This is a genomic window from Acidovorax sp. 107 (assembly GCF_003058055.1).
In the GTDB taxonomy this organism is placed as follows: Bacteria; Pseudomonadota; Gammaproteobacteria; order Burkholderiales; family Burkholderiaceae_C; genus Acidovorax.
This window is the reverse complement of sequence record NZ_QBTZ01000001.1, coordinates 1187436-1204084: the sequence shown is the minus strand read 5'-3', so window position 1 is coordinate 1204084 and position 16649 is coordinate 1187436. Positions and strand designations below refer to the sequence as shown.

At 66.3% G+C, this 16649-nt stretch carries 16 protein-coding genes; 3 read left to right on the top strand and 13 right to left on the bottom strand.

The window, feature by feature from the left end:
- Positions 1 to 3: 3 nt before the first annotated feature.
- The 4 genes from C8C99_RS05710 to C8C99_RS05695 all read right to left on the bottom strand — a co-directional run bounded on the left by C8C99_RS05710 (position 4) and on the right by C8C99_RS05695 (position 2356).
- Entirely contained in the window at positions 4 to 660 is a 657-nt protein-coding gene (locus tag C8C99_RS05710) for a DsbA family protein (protein WP_108625214.1), read from the bottom strand.
- A 3-nt stretch (positions 661 to 663) separates the two neighbouring features.
- Positions 664 to 948, bottom strand: coding sequence for a hypothetical protein (locus C8C99_RS05705; RefSeq protein WP_108625213.1), 285 nt, complete (start codon positions 946 to 948; stop codon positions 664 to 666).
- Positions 949 to 980: 32 nt separating this feature from the next.
- Complete coding sequence (locus C8C99_RS05700) at positions 981 to 1427, bottom strand: nuclear transport factor 2 family protein (protein WP_108625212.1); 447 nt, start codon at positions 1425 to 1427, stop codon at positions 981 to 983.
- Between the two features lie 62 nt (positions 1428 to 1489).
- Positions 1490 to 2356, bottom strand: coding sequence for an MBL fold metallo-hydrolase (locus tag C8C99_RS05695; protein WP_108625211.1), 867 nt, complete (start codon positions 2354 to 2356; stop codon positions 1490 to 1492).
- Between the two features lie 137 nt (positions 2357 to 2493).
- Between C8C99_RS05695 and C8C99_RS05690 the strand changes: the two genes are divergently transcribed.
- Positions 2494 to 3387, top strand: coding sequence for a LysR family transcriptional regulator (locus C8C99_RS05690; protein ID WP_108625210.1), 894 nt, complete (start codon positions 2494 to 2496; stop codon positions 3385 to 3387).
- A gap of 179 nt (positions 3388 to 3566) precedes the next feature.
- Here C8C99_RS05690 and C8C99_RS05685 read toward each other — a convergent pair whose 3' ends face one another.
- The 4 genes from C8C99_RS05685 to C8C99_RS05670 form a co-directional block, all read right to left on the bottom strand.
- On the bottom strand, positions 3567 to 5687 hold the full coding sequence (locus C8C99_RS05685) for an alpha/beta hydrolase domain-containing protein (protein WP_108625209.1): 2121 nt from the start codon (positions 5685 to 5687) through the stop codon (positions 3567 to 3569).
- Between the two features lie 195 nt (positions 5688 to 5882).
- Positions 5883 to 6875 carry a tripartite tricarboxylate transporter substrate binding protein gene (locus C8C99_RS05680; RefSeq protein ID WP_108625208.1) on the bottom strand — a complete coding sequence of 331 codons (993 nt, stop codon included), beginning with the start codon at positions 6873 to 6875 and terminating at the stop codon, positions 5883 to 5885.
- A 44-nt stretch (positions 6876 to 6919) separates the two neighbouring features.
- A complete protein-coding gene (locus C8C99_RS05675; protein WP_108627058.1) occupies positions 6920 to 7282 on the bottom strand; it encodes a hypothetical protein in 363 nt (120 codons plus the stop codon).
- Positions 7283 to 7302: 20 nt separating this feature from the next.
- Positions 7303 to 8667, bottom strand: coding sequence for an acyclic terpene utilization AtuA family protein (locus C8C99_RS05670; RefSeq protein ID WP_108625207.1), 1365 nt, complete (start codon positions 8665 to 8667; stop codon positions 7303 to 7305).
- Between the two features lie 106 nt (positions 8668 to 8773).
- Here C8C99_RS05670 and C8C99_RS05665 point away from each other — a divergent pair, with 106 nt between their 5' ends.
- Positions 8774 to 9667 (top strand): LysR family transcriptional regulator, encoded by an 894-nt coding sequence (locus C8C99_RS05665; RefSeq protein WP_108625206.1) that lies wholly within the window; start codon positions 8774 to 8776, stop codon positions 9665 to 9667.
- A 323-nt stretch (positions 9668 to 9990) separates the two neighbouring features.
- Here C8C99_RS05665 and C8C99_RS05660 read toward each other — a convergent pair whose 3' ends face one another.
- Together C8C99_RS05660 and C8C99_RS05655 are read right to left on the bottom strand one after the other, a co-directional pair.
- Positions 9991 to 11151, bottom strand: coding sequence for a DUF4382 domain-containing protein (locus tag C8C99_RS05660; RefSeq protein ID WP_108625205.1), 1161 nt, complete (start codon positions 11149 to 11151; stop codon positions 9991 to 9993).
- Between the two features lie 132 nt (positions 11152 to 11283).
- Positions 11284 to 11913: a hypothetical protein gene (locus C8C99_RS05655; protein ID WP_199226333.1), complete on the bottom strand. Its 630-nt coding sequence runs from the start codon at positions 11911 to 11913 to the stop codon at positions 11284 to 11286.
- Between the two features lie 247 nt (positions 11914 to 12160).
- Here C8C99_RS05655 and C8C99_RS05650 point away from each other — a divergent pair, with 247 nt between their 5' ends.
- On the top strand, positions 12161 to 12763 hold the full coding sequence (locus tag C8C99_RS05650; protein ID WP_108625204.1) for a lipocalin family protein: 603 nt from the start codon (positions 12161 to 12163) through the stop codon (positions 12761 to 12763).
- Between the two features lie 139 nt (positions 12764 to 12902).
- On the opposite strand, the gene C8C99_RS05645 is transcribed toward C8C99_RS05650, so the two are convergent.
- From C8C99_RS05645 to C8C99_RS05635, 3 genes are read right to left on the bottom strand one after another with little or no spacing between them, the layout of a single operon-like run.
- Positions 12903 to 14519, bottom strand: a complete 1617-nt coding sequence (locus C8C99_RS05645; RefSeq protein WP_108627057.1) for an ABC transporter ATP-binding protein — start codon at positions 14517 to 14519, stop codon at positions 12903 to 12905.
- Between the two features lie 11 nt (positions 14520 to 14530).
- Positions 14531 to 15586 carry an ABC transporter permease gene (locus C8C99_RS05640; RefSeq protein WP_199226331.1) on the bottom strand — a complete coding sequence of 352 codons (1056 nt, stop codon included), beginning with the start codon at positions 15584 to 15586 and terminating at the stop codon, positions 14531 to 14533.
- Positions 15587 to 15599: 13 nt separating this feature from the next.
- Positions 15600 to 16631: a microcin C ABC transporter permease YejB gene (locus tag C8C99_RS05635; RefSeq protein ID WP_108625202.1), complete on the bottom strand. Its 1032-nt coding sequence runs from the start codon at positions 16629 to 16631 to the stop codon at positions 15600 to 15602.
- Between the last annotated feature and the right edge of the window lie 18 nt (positions 16632 to 16649).

Genomic DNA, 16649 nt, shown 5'->3' with positions numbered 1-16649 from the left:
CGCTCAGGCCTGGGTCACCTGCTGCAACAGCGCATCAAAGTTGCCGTACAGGGCCTGGCCGCCCAGCACGCGGCGGCGGCCGGTGGCGGCGTCGCCCACTGCCAGTTGTGGCACGCCTTGTGCGCCCAGGGCTTGCATGTCGGCACGGGCGGCTGCCACGCGCTGCAGCATGGCGGAGCGCAGGGCATCGGTGGGTTCGCGCACCAGCGCTGCAGCAGCATGCAGGCCCAGGGTGCCCAGCACATCGGCCAGCACGGTGGGCGCTGTGGTGTCGCACCCGTCCACGTAGCGTGCACGCTGAAACGCCTGCAGTGCCTCCAGCTCGCGTGCGGGCTCGGTCTGCGCCACGGCGGTGAGGGCCAGCGTGGCGGGGCCTGAGTCAAAACGCCCAGCGGGTTGGGCCAGCACCTGTTCGCGGTAGGCCTGGCTGAACGGCTGGCCGGTGAGCTGCGCGATGCGCTGGTCGTTGGCCCAGGCGTAGGCGGCAAATTGCGCGTCCATGGGCCGGGCGCCGGCGCCTGCAAACAGGCCGGTGGGCGCCAGCGCCACCTGCACGCCGGGCGTGGCCTGCAAGCGGGCCAGCACGGGCGCAGCGGCGTAGCACCAGCCGCACAGGGGGTCGAACAGGTACGTCACGGTGACGGGGGGCGTGGAGGGCATGGGTCAGGGTCTCTCTTCAGAATCTTCAGAATCAGGCGGTGTAGAGGCGGCCAGTGCGGCTTCAAACGCTGCAATTTCTTGGGCCAGCGTGCCTCGGCTGCGGAAGTGGCGGGCGGCGCGGTCGTACCAGTTTTCGGCGTCTTCCAGGTCGCCCTCTTGCAAGTGCAAGATGCCGTGCAGCCAGGCGGCGAGCATGGAGCCGTCGTGCTGCACCAGATCGTGCGCCGCGTTCCAGCGCCCGGCGTGCAGGTGCTGCAGGACCTGGTGAAGGGGGTGGATGGCGATCATGATCTGGTGCTCCTTCCGTAGGAGGTTCGGGTTTATTTGGCAGGCTGGGTGAACATGGGGTTGCCGCTGGCGGTGGGGGTGACCTCTTGCTGCAGCACGTCCCAGTGCTCGACGATCTTGCCACCGGACAGGCGGAAGATGTCCACCCCGACCATGGGCTTGGGGCCCATGCCCGAGTAGCGGCCATGCATCATGACCAGGTCGCCCTCGGCCACCACCATGCCCGGCTCGTACTTGAAGTCGGGCGGCAGGCTTTTGATCCATCCGCGCAGCACCTCGGCGCCATTGGGCACGGCGGGGTTGTGCTGGATGTAGCCGGGCGACCAGTACTTGTCGATGACCGACGCGTCGCGCGTGATGAACAGGCCCTTCATGCCGGCCACCACGATGTCTTTGTTGGTGGTCTGGGCAAAGGCGCTGGCGGACGCAAAGGCTGCCACGAGCGATGCGGCAACGAGCAAGGTCTTGACGGGCTTCATGGGAACTCCTTGGGTGAGTACAGGGGTGGGAAAACGTTGTGTGCGGCCATTCAGGGGGCTGCTTACCACTTCATCTCACCCTTGTTGACCTTGGCGCCGATGTCCAGCGACAGGCCCATGGGCGCTGCGGGGTAGGCCTTCTTCATCGCGTCGATGAGTTCGGCGCTTGTCTTGGTAGCGGCGGCGTTTTTCTCGAACGCCTGCAGGTAGCTCTTGGTGTAGGTCACGTTGCTGGCGTCCAGCGCCGTGCCTGCGGGCATGTGGCCCGGTACCACCACGGTGGGCTGCAGGGCGGCCATTTCGTCGAGCTGAGCCACCCAGGCGCTGCGCTCTGCCACGGTCTGGGTGTCGGCCGTCCACACATGCATGTTGGTGCCGAACACGCCGATGTTGCCGACCACGGCCTTGATGGAAGGAATCCACGCATAGGGGCGGTGCGCCAGCGGGCCCGTGGTGCCACGGATCTCCACCGTCTGGCCGTCCACGCTCAGCGTGCTGCTGCTGAGGGCTTTGGGCAGCACGGGCGTACGCGGCGCGTTGGCGCCCATCTTGGGGCCCCAGAAGGCGAGCTTGCCGGCGAGCTTGGCGTTGATCTTCTCCAGCACGGCGGGCGTGGTCACCACGTCGGCTTGGGGGAAGATTTCTTTCAGCGTCTCGACGCCAAAGTAGTAGTCGGGGTCGGCCTGACTCACATAAATGGTCTTCAACTCTTTGCCGCTGTCGAGCACGTTGGCGGCAATGCGCAGCGCGTCGGCACGGGTAAAGCCTGCGTCGATCACCATGGCTTCTTTGTCGCCATAGACCAGCGTGGAGTTGACGTTGAAGCTGTTGCCGTCGGCGTTGTAGACCTTGACCTGCAGGGGCTGGGCAGCCTGGGCGCCGGTGAAGGCAACAGCGAGGGTGGCGGCGATGAGGGTGGTGCGGAACATGGTGGTTTCTCCAGGGGTTTTGAGAGGTTGTGCAGAGGACGGGATGAAGTTTATTTGCGCCAATCGATCTAATAAACCCTATAATTCGCGCATATTTGTTTCACCATTCGATCAAATAACCCAAAAACTTTCACGTTATGGACCGCCTGACCGCCATGCATGTGTTTGCCGAAGTCGCCACCAGCGGCAGCTTCAGTGCCACGGCCGACAAACTGGACATGTCGCGTGCCATGGTCACGCGCTACGTGGGCGAGATGGAGCAGTGGCTGCAGGCGCGGCTGCTGCAGCGCACCACCCGCAGCGTGACGCTGACCGACGCGGGCGAGCACGCGCTGCGCCGCTGTCAGCAGATGCTGGCGTTGTCGCAAGACCTCCAAGAAGAAACCGCCACCACCACCGAGGGCGCATTGCGCGGCCAGCTGCGGCTGACCTGCAGCGTGTCATTTGCGTTTGCGCAGATGGGTGCGGCGATTGCGGATTTTCTGGCGCAGCACCCCCAGCTCAAGATCGACCTGGACGCGAGCGAGGGCTCGCTAAACCTGGTCGAAAAGCGCATCGACCTGGCCATCCGCATCAGCGCCGAGCCCGACCCGCTGCTCATCGGCCGGCCGCTGGCGCGGTGTGATTCGGTACTGGTGGCATCGCCCGCCTACCTGGCCGTGCACGGCGTGCCGCAGCAACCCGCCGACCTGGCGCAGCACCGCTGCCTGAGCTATGCCAACTTTGGCAAAAGCGTGTGGCAGCTGACGCGCGGCGAGGTGGTGGAGCGCGTGGGCGTGAGCGGCCATTTCAGCGCCAACGAGGCCACCACGCTGATGCGCGCAGCGCTGGCGGGCGGCGGCATTGCGATGCAGCCGACGTATCTGGTCAACCCGTATTTGCACAGCGGCGAGCTGCAGGCCGTGCTGCCACAGTGGGACTTGCCGGTGATGACGATCTATGCGCTGTACCCGTCGCGCAGACATTTGTCGCCTGCGGTGCGAGCGTTGCTGGACTTTTTGGTGGAGCGGTTTGCGGGGGTGCCTTGGTGAGGGTGGCTGGCCAGGCCACACACAGCTACTACGCTTTTGATAGCTACTCAGGCATGTTGTTCCAGCGCATCCGGCCACCTTGGCTAAAAAAAATGCCCCCAACCCTTGTCAGAAAGGGCTTGGGGGCCTTCAGGGGACAGCACGGCACGCGGCCGTGCGTGCCGTCACGTCACTTCACATCAGGGCAGCACGGCAGCGGCCTTGGCGCGCGCAATCTGCAGGTCAGCATCGCGCTGCAGCAGCAGGCGCTGCGCCACCAGGTCATTCGCGGCTTGCGTCACCGCAGCCACATAGCCGTCCTGCGTTCCATACAGTTCCTCCAGCGAAGGACGTGCGTCGCCCGCTGCCAGCCGCGCGGCGCGCGTCTTGTGGAAGGGGATGAAGCTGCCCGTGAGGTTGGCCAAATCGGTGATGCCGGGCGTGGCCACGTAGTTGAACTCGATGCTGGTGCCCAGCGGCGCACGCGCCTCCACGCTGCGGATGCCTGTGCGGGTGAGGCCTGTGGAGGCATCGACCTGCGGCACGAGGATGGCGTAGTCGCGGCCCAGGTTGCGCGGGGGCAGCACGGTGGCAATGCCGGCCTCGTCCTGTGGGATGTACTGCGGGCCAAAGTCGAACAGCGGGAAGTTGTTGTACAGGCCCCGATAGCTGAAGTCCGGAATGGGCGTCTGCACGCCGCCCACCGCCCAGGTCAGCCCCTTCATGGCCGGGAAGGCCAGTGCCTCAGGCCGCACCAGCGTGCCGTCGGCCAGCTTGGGCACCTGGCTGGCGGGTGGCTGCGTGCCGCGCACCACCCAGTCTTCCAGGTTGAGGAACAGCGCGCGGAAGCTGTCGTTGAACTGCACCACCGTGCCCGTGGGGTACGTGGCGCGCGTGGGTGCATAGGCAATGCTGGCCGTGCCCCCTGCCCCGCCGTGCTGGGTGCTGGCGTAGTAGTAGATGCGGGCGTTGTCGGGCTGCGCCAGGTCCTTGGTGCCGTTGGCGTCGGTCAGCACGGGTGAGCCTTGCAGCTGCCAGAACTCAGTGCCCGACAGGCCCAGGAAGAACTTGGGGCAGGTGTTGGTGGCGGCGCAGCGCTTCATCACGCCGCCCTGGCGGCCGCTGATGTCGTCCATGTAGTCCTTGTCCAGCCCGCGCGGTGCCGTCTGGCCGAAGGCGGTGTGGTCGGTGCGCAGGCCACCGCCGCCACCGGGCACGGCAAAGCGCGTGTTGATGTTGGTCTGGCGTGCCGCCACGTGGGCGTACATGCCGTCAAACACCTTGCCGCCATCCAGCGCCTGGTTGAAGCCCAGGTGCAGAAAGGTCTTCATGGCGTTGCCAGACTGCGAGGTGCCCTGCCCCAGCGTGTGTGTGATGCGGCCTGCGAGCGGGTTGGGGGTGCCGCTGGAATCGGCCGCCTTGCTGCGGAAGAAGCTCACCGTGTCGCGCAACGCGGCCAGACCCACGCCCATCACTTTGGGGTCTTTGGCGACATAGACCAGCTCGTACAGATAGGCCGGGTCGAACCCGCCCTTCAGGCACACGCTGGTGGCGCTGGGCGTGCCGGGGAAGGCATTGGTGCCCGTGTCGCAGGTGGCGAACTTCCAGTCGCTGGCAGGCACGGGCACGCGTGCATCGGTCTCGTTGGCGCGGCGGGTGAGCGAGTAGCCGGGCTGGGTGTTGTCCAGGCTGGCGGGCTCGTACGGAATCATGGTGCCGTTGAACACGCCGCCGGGCAGCGTCATGGCAGGGCTGGCGGCCGCGGGCACCAGCTCGGCACGGTAGGGGCCGGTGATGCTGCTGCCATCCTTGTTCTTCGCCACGGGCACGGTCACCGTCAGGCGCGCGGCGGTGCTCTTGGGCACGTCGCCCTGCCAGGCGGAATAGAGCATCACGTAACCGCGCTCCAGATACACCGCATCGCTGGGCGTGGCCGTGGGGTTGAGCATGGTGAGGATGTTGCCGCGGTTGGGTGCGTCGTAGCGCAGCACGCCGCTGGCTTTGGCCATGTTCTTGGGCTTGAGCATGACGAAGTCGGCCTGGTACTCGACCATGCCGTTGGCGTTGGTGGGCGCCAGCGCCAGGTCCTGGATGACGGCGTTCTTGGGGTCCTTGGGGTCCACCTCGCCACTGATGGTGCCGGTCACGCGCTCATATTCACCCACTTCGCCGTAGGTGCCGGGGAAGGCCTCGGTGGCGGTGATGGCCAGCTTGAGGGCCGGGCCCTTGGACGCATCGTTGCTGGAGCCCCCGCAGGCGGTGATGGCGGCTGCGGCGGCGGCCGTCAGCGCGAGTTTTCCGAATGCACGAAGAGGTTTCATGGTGTCTGTCTCCTTGGATGGTGGTGGTGCGGGCCGCTGAAACGGCTCTGGAACAAAACGGCAGCGTCTGTTGCGCTGCGCGCGGGCAAGGCTTCGCCCAGACCTGCCAACCAAGGCAGGCTGAGAGAAGCAAAACGGGAATGAAACGGCCCGGTGGGTGGGCCTGGTTGGTGAGCCTGTGGGTGGGCCGGTGGCTTATTCGGCCTCGATACCTGCGGCCTTGATCACCTTGCCCCACTTCTGGGTTTCGGCGGACTGGAACTTGGCGAGTTCATCGGGCGTGGTGGTCCAGGCTTCGGAGCCGGCGTTGTCGTAGAAGCTCTTGGCCGCCGCGCTCTTGGTGGCGGCCAAGAGCAGCTCGTTGAGGCGCGCCACCACGGGCGCGGGCGTGTTGGCTGGCACGTAGGCCGCAAACCAGTAGCCCATGTCGTAGCCCTTCACGCCCGCCTCGTCGATGGTGGGCACGTCAGGCAGCTGGTTGCTGCGCTTTTGCGTGGAGTAGCCCAGCGCGCGCAGCTTGCCCGCCTTGACCTGCGGCACGCCGGTGGAGGTATCGGTGATCATCAGGTCGATCTGCCCGCCCAGCAGGTCGGTGATGGCGAGCGGGTTGCTCTTGTAGGGCACGTGCAGGATGTCCACGCCCGCCAGCTGCTTGAGCATTTCGCCCGCCATGCGGCTCGATGAGCTGCCGCTGCCAAAGCTGAGCTTGCCGGGGTTCTTTTTGGCAAAGGCCAGCAGCTCGCCCACGTTCTTGTACGGCGCGCTGGCGTTGACCACCAGCACCTGGCCGCCCTTACCCAGACCGGTGACGGGTGCAAAGTCCTTCACCGGGTCGTACGAGAGTTTTTTGTACAGGTGCTCGTTGGCGGCGTGGGTGGTGTTGGTGGTGATGAGCACGCTGTAGCCATCGGCCGCCGACTTGGCCACGGCCGACGCGGCGATCATGCCGCTGGCGCCCGCCTTGTTGTCGATGACCACGGGCTGCTTGGTGTCGTTGGTGATCGACTGGCCCAGCGCGCGGGCCAGCTGGTCGGTGGCGCTGCCTGCAGCAAAGGGCACGACGAAGGTGATGGCCTTGGCGGGGTAGGCACCGGCTGCCTGGGCCAGCGCAGCGGGGGCGTGTAGTGCGCCCAGCGCCAGCACGGCGGCAGTGGCGAGCAGAGCGCGGCGGGGGGATGAATGGGTCATGTTGTCTCCTGGTGTTGGTATGGATGAAAAGCGAAAGGGGAGGTCTAGGCCGTGGGACCGCCAAAATGCGGCGCCAGATTGGCGGGCACAGTGATAGGCATATCGAGCAGCAGGTAGCTCAACGCCTTGCCGTGGCTGTCGAGGTTGAGCGAATCGTTCACGCCGCCGTCGAGCACGTCGTCCAGCACGATGTTCATGGCCTGCAGTTGCGGCAGCAGGTAGCGCGTGACCTGGCGCGGGCGGCGCTGCGCAAACTGCTGCGCCACGGCGGCTTCGGTGACCTGATCGACCAGCACATCCCACAGCGCGGGGTGCCAGGCGATGACGCTGATGTTGGAACGGTTGCCTTTGTCGCCGGTGCGGCTGTGGGCCAGGCGATACAAGGGAACAGTGACGGTAGGGTGCATAGTGGTCATGGCTTGAGTCCTCAATCCACCATCTCGAAGTAAACGGCCACCGCCTCGCGCGGCACCAGGCACGACACGGTGCCCAGGCGCGGCCGCATCGCCGTGCGCACGCCGCCGCCCCCTGCGGGGCCGCAGGTGTAGAGCGCAGTCACCTCTCGCACCAGGCGCTGGGCGCTGGCGTGGCCTCGGTGTTGCAGGGCCACGCGCAGGCGCACATCGCTTGCTTCGTCGTTGCTGTGGGCGGGTGTATCCAGCCAGCGGCTGGTGTCGTCGCCAAAAATGCTGGTGACGCCAATCAGGTCGATGCGCAACGGGCCCAGGCCCTGCAAGCGCTCGCGCAGCACCTCGCCCGCCAGCCGTGCGCGGGCTTCGGCACGCGGGCCGGCGTAGGAGATTTCGCCCTCGGCAAACCAGCCGGATTCAAAACACACGTTGACCTTGAGCGTGGCAGGCCGCGCGTGGCCCTGCACGCCTTCCAGCCTCACGGTATCGGTGCCTACGGTGGTCACGCGGGCGGTGGTGATGTCGGCCACCACGTCGGGCGTGAGGTAGGCCGCCGGGTCGTGCAGCTCGTACAGCAGCTGTTCCTTCACCGTGCGTTCGGTGATGCAGCCGCCCGTGCTCGGAGGCTTGGTGATGGTGCAGTGGCCATTGGCGTCGATCTCGGCAATCGGGTAGCCCAGGTGCGCCAGGCCCGGCACATCCTTATAGCCAGGGTCGGCAAAGTAGCCGCCTGTGACCTGTGCGCCGCATTCCAGCAAATGCCCGGCCATGGTGGCGCGGGCCAGCCGGTCCCAGTCGTCCAGCGCCCAGTCGTAGTGCGCCAGCGCCGGGCCCAGCACCAGTGATGGGTCGGCCACACGGCCACAGACCACGATGTCGGCACCGGCGCGCAGCGCATCGGCAATGACCTGCGCGCCGATGTAGGCATTGGCGCTGACGATGGGCTCGGTGGGCATCGCGCTGCCCAGCGCGCCCTGCAGCAGCGCGCGGTGTTCAGGGCCGCTCAGGTCGTCGCCCTGCAGCACAGCAATGCGCGGACGGGCCAGGCCCAGCTCAGCCGCCAGCGCGTGGATGCGGCGCGCGGCGCCGTGCGGGTTGGCCGCGCCAAAGTTGCTGACGATGCGCACGCCGTGCGCCAGGCACTGCGCCAGCACGGGGCGCAGCAGGTCCACCAACAGGGGTTCATAACCGGCATCGGGGTCGGTGCGGCGCGCCAGCTGGGCCAGGGCCAGCGTGCGCTCAGCCAGGGTCTCGAAGATGAGCACCGCAGGCTGGCCGCTGGCGATGAGCGCCTGCACCACGGGCAAGGCCGCGTCGGTGCGGTCGCCCGAGAAGCCGGCGGCGCAGCCCACCAGCAGTTTGGTTTTTTGGTCGTTCGGCATGAATCCGTTGTCTCCTGACCATGAATGTAGGAACATGGCGGTATTCTGTGAAATCGATTGTTACGATGAATCCATCTGAAAATCAGATGAATTACACCAGTCCTGCATGAGCGCCCCCCACCTCTCCAGCCGCCAGCTCGACGCCTTCCTCGCGCTGGCCGAGCAACGCAGCTTCACGCGCGCCGCTACGTTGTGCCACCTGTCGCAGCCCGCATTCAGCGCCCTCATCCGCGCGCTGGAGGACGACCTGGGCCTGCGCCTGTTTGACCGCAGCACACGGCATGTGGACCTGACCCCCGAGGGGCAGAATTTTCTGGAGTCGGCCCGCCGCATCCGCGCCGAAATCACCACCGCCCTGGCCGCCGTGCGCGACGCCGCCACGCTGCAGCGCGGGCGTGTGGCCGTGGCGCTGCTGCCGTCGCTCGCGGCAGGCTGGCTGCCGGGCGTGCTGGCGCAGTACAGCGCGGCCCACCCGGGCATCGAGATCGACATTGCCGATGTGTTGTCCGAGCCCTGCATCGACCGCGTGGCCAGCGGCCATGCGGACTTTGCGCTGGCCGCCATCCGCGCCGACACGCCCGCACTGCAGGCCGAGCCCTTTTGCAGCGACGACTTCTATCTGGTGTGCCCGGCCGACCACACGCTCGCCCGCCGCCGCAAGACCATCACCGCGCAGGACCTGGCCGCATGGCCCTTCATCCACTTGGCGCGCACCAGCAGCGTGCGCCAGTACCTGGAGGCCGCCCTGCACCCGCAGGCCATGCACACGCTGATGGAGGTGGAGCAGCTGGCCACCGTGATGGGCATGGTGCGCGCGGGGCTGGGTATCAGCGTGGTGCCTGCGCTCACGCTGTTCCACTTTGACCAGCCGGGGCTGGTCACGCGGCCGCTGTCGCTGCCGGGGCTGACGCGCCAGATCTATCTGGTGCGACGGCGGGACGAAAGCCTGTCGATGGCGGCGCAGGCGCTGTATGCGCTGGTGATGAAGCTCAGACCCTGAGAGCCTGTTGGCGATCTCGCAGGGGGTCAGGTGGGAGCGCACACGAAGGAGTGGGCACCTCGGACGCGCCGCACGGACTCGTGCCCATGCAAGCAGCCGGGGCGGCCACGCTCCACGCTCATCGGCCGATTTCGCCCCACCCCCTCGGGCAGCTTTTTTTTCGAACAGCCTGCGGCGCGTCGGCGCTCACCAAAAAGATCAGCCCTGACAGCGATGCATCGCCGACAGGGCTGGGTGGTGAGGGCAGCGGCTGCGCAGCCTTCACCAGAGAAAACGCCTCGGGCCCCACCGCGTGACGGTCTGGCCCAAGGGGCTGTCTTCACTCAAGGGAAGCGGAAGTCTACGGTTTGCACGTCCCCTGCGTTCAGCACAGGCGGCGTCTGGGTCTTGTCTGCAAAACCTGCCAGGCGCGCTTGCACGGAATACCGACCAGCCGCTGCCGTATCGGCCGCAAAGGTCAGGCCGCTGGGGGGTGCAGCATAAGGTGCGACGCGCGGTGCGAGCGTGGGTACGGCAAAGCTGTACGTCCCGGTCACTCCATCCACACCCCGGCCGGCCACTTCGATCGTACCCACGGACGTGAGCGACTGCAGCACCCGCACCTGGGTATCCAGAGGCGCTGTGCCCTGCAGCGTTGCCACAGGCGATTGCGGGATGCTCAGTGGCGCCGTGCTGGTGCCCACAGGCGTGACCGTTTCAGCAACCACCGGCACCCCGGCGATGACCGTGGTGGTGCGGCCTGCACCTGCCACAACCAGCGTGTAGTTGCCCGGTGCCACGGGCTGGAGCAAGAACTTGCCGGTGCTGTCAGGCGTTGTGGCACGGACCAGTTCACCGTTGAACTGCAAGGACACGCTGGCCCCCACCCCGGGCTCCACATAGCCTTGCACCCCCGAGATATAGCGCGGGATAACCGACACCACGGGCTTGAGGAGGTACTGACCGGAGGCGCCCGCCGACACCACGGATTTACAGGCATCGAAATCGAGCACGAAGTCCGCCATCTTGTTGGCGGCAATGTCGATGTTCACGTTCGCCTTGACCCCGGACTGCTGGCCGCTGGGCGTCTTCAACGCGGTTTCTGCCTGGCCCGTGGGGACTACGGAGTTCGCCAGCGGGTTGGCACCCGAGTTGCTGGCCAGCACCAGCCGCATTTGCGTGTACTTGCCGGTGGGCAACGGCACCTGGCCCAGCTCCATCAGGACACCGTTGGTCAGGGTCAGCAGATCCACGCGGCGCGCCGGACTCAGCACAATCTCGGACCATCCTGCGTCGGTCTCTGCAGCACTGCTGCTCTGGTGGACCCGGACTTTTTCCACCGTGACATTGACGGCAGAGTACCCGCAGCTGGGTGCATCGGTGAGGGCCATGCGCAAGGTGCCCGTCCCCCCTGCATCCCCACCACCGCCACCGCCTCCACAAGCAGCCAGTCCTGCCAAGGCAATGACACCAAGAAAAGTTCGAACACAGGGGTACGCGGTCATGGGGAGCCTCTTTCAGAAGATGTTGCCAAGTGGGATCACATGAAATGTGAAATATTCACATCCGCGAATGTAGGCAACTCTTCGCGACCGACCTGTAGGACGAAGCCCAAACCGTTGGCTGTTGAACACCCCTCACCCGGGAGCAGATGGCAGGCTGTCGGCCTCCAGCAACACCACGGCCGCAAAAGGCATGTGATGCATGAGCTCGCGCAGGACCAGCACGGTGGCCGCAAAGTCCGCGCGCTCGGGCAATCCCTCGTGCGCCGCAGGGCGACCCTGCGCTACGGCGGCCAGGCGATTGAACAGCCGCTCCATCGCGTCCAGCGGCAGCACCCGCGTGGGCCCCTGGGCGATTCCCGCCAAGGTCGCCACCTCGTGGAGGGAAGGGTCTGTGGAACAGGTCACCACGGCGACGTTGTCGGCCACCCAGTCATGGTGGCGTCGGTGAGCGGCATGGACCTCGTCCTCCACCCAGGCGATGGCGGTTTCCAGCTCCAGCGGCGTGGGGAGTGCCTTGCGAAAAAAGTCGCGCGCAGTTTGTGCACTACCCAGGGCAAGCTCCAACACCACCGAGGGTGACGCAGGATCTTGCCCAGTGGCCATGAGGCTGCGTTCGTGCCCCAGATGCAGGGCCGTGACCACGGTACCCGGCGTAACCACCTGCCCATGCGCGCGCCGGTACAGCGCGGCAATGTCAAAGGCCAGCCCCTCTGCAGACGGGGCCCGCGCCCCAGGCAAGCGTGAAGGTACGGGAAGGGACATGGCAACTCCTGAAGGGGTGGGGGCATCTTTTCACGGCGGCGCAAGGTACGCAACCGCACAGGCGGATTGGTTGGGACATGGGCCCGACGCTTGCGCCCACCTACGCCGACACCGGTTGCCAGCACCCACCTACAAACGGCGGCGTTGCCTCTGCCTACATTGAGACACCGGCCGGGCACTGTGCCAGCCAGCGCCTTCCCCCTGCCTGAGGCCAAGGCGTCTCATTTTTACCCTTCAGGAGAACCCCATGCACTCACGACGCAGCCTGCTGCCCCGCGCCCACTGGCGCCTGCTGGTCGGAGGCGCCACCGCCATGGTGGCCCTGCTGGTGCTTTCGGCCTGCTCCACCCCTCGCACGCCGGAGGGCATCCAGCCCGTGGCAGGCTTTGATGTGGATCGCTACGCGGGGCACTGGCACGAGGTCGCCCGGATCGAAAACTCGTTCGAGCGGGGCCTGTCCCTCACCACCGCCACCTACAGCCGCAACGCCGACAACACCATCAAGGTGGTGAACCGGGGGTACGACCCGGTGCGCAAGCAGTGGAAAGAGGCCGAGGGTCGCGCCGAGTTTGTGGGCAGCCCAGACCGTGCCGCCCTCAAGGTGTCGTTCTTCGGGCCGTTCTATGGCGGCTACAACGTGGTGGCGCTGGACGAAAACTACCAGTGGGCCATGGTGGTGGGCTCCAGCACCGACTATGTGTGGGTGTTGTCACGCACCCCCACCCTGCCCTGGCATGTGCGCGAGCACCTGATGGAGCGCGCACAGGCCCTGGGGGTGGATGTGAGCAAGATCGTCTGGGCACAGCCCGCCGCGGAGCAGCATGCGCGCCGTGCAGCCGTCAGGACCTGAGCGGCGCACGGCGGGGCGTGCCCGCATCAGGGAGACGAGGTGCAGGGGCATCACGGCGTTGCCGACGGTGCCGAACAATCAAATTTGATAGCATTCGACGCATATTTCACTAGCGCCTGCAGCAGATTTGGATCGAAATTTACCCACCAGGCACAGTGGCTGCCGCTACCAGCCGCTGGGTGTAGGGGTGCTGGGGCGCATCGAGCACATCGGCCACGCTGCCGCCTTCCAGCACGGCGCCATCCTTCATCACCACCACATCGTGCGCCATGGCGCGGATCACATCCACATCGTGGGTAATCAGCAGGTAGCTCAGGCCCTTCTCTTTCTGCAGCCGCTGCAGCAGGCCCAGCACCTGCTGCTGGATGGTCACATCGAGCGCGCTGGTGGGCTCGTCGAGCACCAGCACCTGGGGCTGCACGATGAGGGCGCGTGCAATGGCCAGGCGCTGGCGCTGGCCGCCCGAAAACTCGTGCGGATAGCGTTCCAGCAGGCGCGGGTACTGCGCCTCGGTAAGGCCCACCTCTTCCAGCGCAGCCTCGACACGCGCGCGGCGCTGGGCCACGGTGAGCGCGGGTTCATGCACCTTCAGGCCCTCGCCCACGATCTCTTCGACCGTGAGGCGCGGGGACAGGGACGAAAACGGGTCCTGGAACACCACCTGCACCCGACGACGCAGCTGCTGGTTGGTGGGCGTGTTGCGCATGGCGGGCTGCTGCCACGCCTGCCCCCCCACCTGCAGTTGCCCCGTCGAGGGCAGCAGTCCCAGGATGGCCTGGGCCAGCGTGGACTTGCCCGAGCCGGATTCGCCCACCACGCCCAGCGTCTGGCCGGGCAGCAATTGCAAGGTGGCGCCCTGCACCGCCACAAACTCGCCCTTTTGGAACCAGCCCTTGATGCCCGGCAGCGGCGTGGGGTAGACCACGCGCAGGTCTTGCGTCTGCACCACGGGCGCGGTGCCTGAGGGCGGGTCGGACTCGATCACGTCGCGGCGCGGCTGGCTGGCGATCAGGCGGCGGGTGTAGGCATGCTGGGGTGCGCCGAAGACCTCGGCCACCGGCCCCTGCTCTACCAGCACGCCCTGCTCCATCACCGCCACGCGATCGGCGAAGCGGCGCACCAGGTTCAGGTCGTGCGTGATCAGCAGCACGGCCATGCCGGTCTGGCGCTGCAGGTCGCTCAACAAGTCCAGGATCTGGCCGCGCAGGGTCACATCGAGCGCGGTGGTGGGCTCGTCGGCCAGCAAGAGCTTGGGGCTGCTGGCCAGGGCCATGGCGATCATGGCGCGCTGGCGCTGGCCGCCGCTGAGCTGGTGCGGAAAGCTGTTGGCGCGACGCGCAGGCTCGGGGATGCCGGTTTGCGCCAGCAGATCGATGGCGGCTTGCGCGCACTGGGCACCGGTGAGGCCCTTCTTGAGCAGCAGGATCTCGGCAATCTGCTGGCCAATTGTCATCAGCGGGTTGAGCGCGGTCATGGGCTCCTGGAACACCATGGCGATATCGCCCCCGCGCACGCCGCGCATCTCGCGCTCGGTCATCGCCAGCAGGTCGCCCCGCCCTTGCAGCAGGGCCTGGCCGGTGATGGCGGCATTGCCCGCCAGGCGCAACAAGCTCAGGGCGGTGATGGTCTTGCCCGAGCCGGACTCGCCCACCAGCGCGAGCTTTTCGCCTGCGGCCAACGTGAAGTTGACGCCGCGCACCACCTCTTTGGAGCCGAAGCGCACATGCAGGTCCTGCACCTGCAACAAAGGAGTCATGGCCGTGGCGGTCACTGGTCTGCCTTTCGCGGGTCGAGGGCATCGCGCAGCGCGTCCCCCATGAAGGTCAGCAACAACAAGGTGACCACCAGCACGCCAAAGGTGGACAGGGAGATCCACCACGCATCAATGCTGTTCTTGCCCTGGCTGAGCAACTCGCCCAGCGAGGGCGTGCCCGGCGGTACCCCCAGGCCCAGAAAATCGAGCGAGGTCAGCGCCAGGATGGCCCCGCTCATGCGAAACGGCAGGAACGTGACCACCGGCGTGAGGCTGTTGGGCAGGATGTGGCGCCAGATGATCTGGCTGTTGCTCACGCCCAGGGCGCGGGCTGCCTTCACGTAGTCCAGCTGGCGATTGCGCAGGAACTCGGCCCGCACATAGTCCGACAGGCCCATCCAGCCAAACAGGCTCAGCAAGATGAGCAGTAGCGCAATGCTGGGCGCAAACACCGCGCTGAAGATGATGAGCAGGTACAGCTCGGGCATGGAGCCCCAGATCTCAATGAAGCGCTGGAACGCCAGGTCGGTCTTGCCGCCAAAGAAGCCCTGAATGGCCCCGGTGATCACGCCCAGCAGCACGCCCGTGGTGGTGAGTGCCAGGCCAAACAGCACGCTCACGCGGAAGCCGTACAGCAACTGCGCCAGCAGGTCGCGTCCCCGGTCGTCCGTGCCCAGCCAGTTGTCGCCCGTGGGGGCCGAGGGGTTGGGCGCCTTGGCAAAGTAGTTGAGCGTGTTGGGACCGTAGGGGTTCAAGGTGTACAGCGCCCAATTGCTGCCCGCGGAGAGACGCTCCTTGATGAAGGGGTCCAGGTAGTCCGTGGGGGTCTCGAAGTCACCCCCAAAGGTCTTCTCGGGGTAGTCCTTGAGCATGGGGAAGTACGTCTGCCCTTCGTAGCGCACGATGAGTGGCTTGTCATTGCTGACCAGCTCGGCGCACAGGCTCACCAGCACCAGGGCGCAGAAGATCAGCAGGCTCCAGTACCCCAGGCGGTTGCGCTTGAAGCGCAGCCAGGCACGGCGGGACGGGGAGAGTGAAATCGGGGTAGCAGCAGGACTCATCGGGGCCATCGGTGCGTTCGGGCTAGTCAAACTTCACGCGCGGGTCCACCCACACATAACAAAGGTCGCTGATGAGCTTGGTGACCAGCCCGATCAGCGTGAACAAATACAGCGTGCCCAGCACCACCGGGTAGTCGCGGCGGATCACGCTCTCGTAGCTGAGCAGGCCCAGGCCGTCGAGCGAGAACAGGGTCTCGATGAGCAGCGACCCCGCAAAGAACGCCCCGATGAAGGCGGCCGGAAAGCCGGTGATGATGGGGATGAGCGCATTGCGAAACACATGCTTCCACAGCACCTGGCGCTCGCTCAGGCCCTTGGCACGGGCCGTGAGCACATACTGCTTGCGGATCTCTTCGAGGAACGCGTTCTTGGTCAGCATGGCCGTCACGGCAAAGCTGCCCAGCACCATGGCAATGACCGGCAGCGTGATGTGCCACAAGTAGTCCACGATGCGCGCGCCCCAGGTCAGCTCGTCCCAGTTGGCCGACGTAAGCCCCCGCAGCGGAAACCACTGCAACTGCCCGCCAAAAATGACCAGCAGCGCCACGCCCAGCACAAAGCCCGGGATGGCGTAGCCCAGCAGGATGAGCAGCGTGGTCACCAGGTCAAACCGCGACCCGGCCCGTACCGCTTTGGCCACGCCCAGCGGCACGGCGACGAGGTAGCTGATGAAGAAGGTCCAGAGGCCCAGGCTGATGGAGACCGGCAGCTTCTCTGCCACCAGTTGCCACACGTCCTTGTTCTGAAAAAAGCTCTTGCCCAGATCAAAACGCGCGAACTGGCCCAGCATCTGGATGAAGCGTTCATGCGCAGGCTTGTCAAAGCCGTACAAGGCCTTGATCTGCTCCAGCCGCTTGGGGTCCACGCCCTGCGCGCCCCGGTAGCTCAGGCCGCCGCCTTCAGCCCCCCCGCCGCCCACGCCGGCCTTGGCTTCGGCCATGTACTGCTCCACGGGGCCGCCCGGCACGAACTGGATCACCACGAAGGTCAGCAACAGAACGCCCAGCAAGGTGGGCAGCATCAGCAACACGCGCTTGAGGATGTAGGCAAACATGGGCGGGCTGGCGGGTGG

Excerpts from the sequence above, each read along its gene's own strand:
- C8C99_RS05665 (WP_108625206.1), top strand. The coding sequence starts at position 8,774 with ATGAGCGCCCCCCACCTCTCCAGCCGCCAGCTCGACGCCTTCCTCGCG.
- C8C99_RS05655 (WP_199226333.1), bottom strand. The coding sequence starts at position 11,913 with ATGTCCCTTCCCGTACCTTCACGCTTGCCTGGGGCGCGGGCCCCGTCT.
- C8C99_RS05700 (WP_108625212.1), bottom strand. The coding sequence starts at position 1,427 with ATGAAGCCCGTCAAGACCTTGCTCGTTGCCGCATCGCTCGTGGCAGCC.
- C8C99_RS05690 (WP_108625210.1), top strand. The coding sequence starts at position 2,494 with ATGGACCGCCTGACCGCCATGCATGTGTTTGCCGAAGTCGCCACCAGC.
- C8C99_RS05670 (WP_108625207.1), bottom strand. The coding sequence starts at position 8,667 with ATGCCGAACGACCAAAAAACCAAACTGCTGGTGGGCTGCGCCGCCGGC.
- C8C99_RS05645 (WP_108627057.1), bottom strand. The coding sequence starts at position 14,519 with ATGACTCCTTTGTTGCAGGTGCAGGACCTGCATGTGCGCTTCGGCTCC.
- C8C99_RS05635 (WP_108625202.1), bottom strand. The coding sequence starts at position 16,631 with ATGTTTGCCTACATCCTCAAGCGCGTGTTGCTGATGCTGCCCACCTTG.
- C8C99_RS05660 (WP_108625205.1), bottom strand. The coding sequence starts at position 11,151 with ATGACCGCGTACCCCTGTGTTCGAACTTTTCTTGGTGTCATTGCCTTG.
- C8C99_RS05640 (WP_199226331.1), bottom strand. The coding sequence starts at position 15,586 with ATGGCCCCGATGAGTCCTGCTGCTACCCCGATTTCACTCTCCCCGTCC.
- C8C99_RS05695 (WP_108625211.1), bottom strand. The coding sequence starts at position 2,356 with ATGTTCCGCACCACCCTCATCGCCGCCACCCTCGCTGTTGCCTTCACC.
- C8C99_RS05675 (WP_108627058.1), bottom strand. The coding sequence starts at position 7,282 with ATGCACCCTACCGTCACTGTTCCCTTGTATCGCCTGGCCCACAGCCGC.
- C8C99_RS05705 (WP_108625213.1), bottom strand. The coding sequence starts at position 948 with ATGATCGCCATCCACCCCCTTCACCAGGTCCTGCAGCACCTGCACGCC.
- C8C99_RS05650 (WP_108625204.1), top strand. The coding sequence starts at position 12,161 with ATGCACTCACGACGCAGCCTGCTGCCCCGCGCCCACTGGCGCCTGCTG.
- C8C99_RS05710 (WP_108625214.1), bottom strand. The coding sequence starts at position 660 with ATGCCCTCCACGCCCCCCGTCACCGTGACGTACCTGTTCGACCCCCTG.
- C8C99_RS05680 (WP_108625208.1), bottom strand. The coding sequence starts at position 6,875 with ATGACCCATTCATCCCCCCGCCGCGCTCTGCTCGCCACTGCCGCCGTG.
- C8C99_RS05685 (WP_108625209.1), bottom strand. The coding sequence starts at position 5,687 with ATGAAACCTCTTCGTGCATTCGGAAAACTCGCGCTGACGGCCGCCGCC.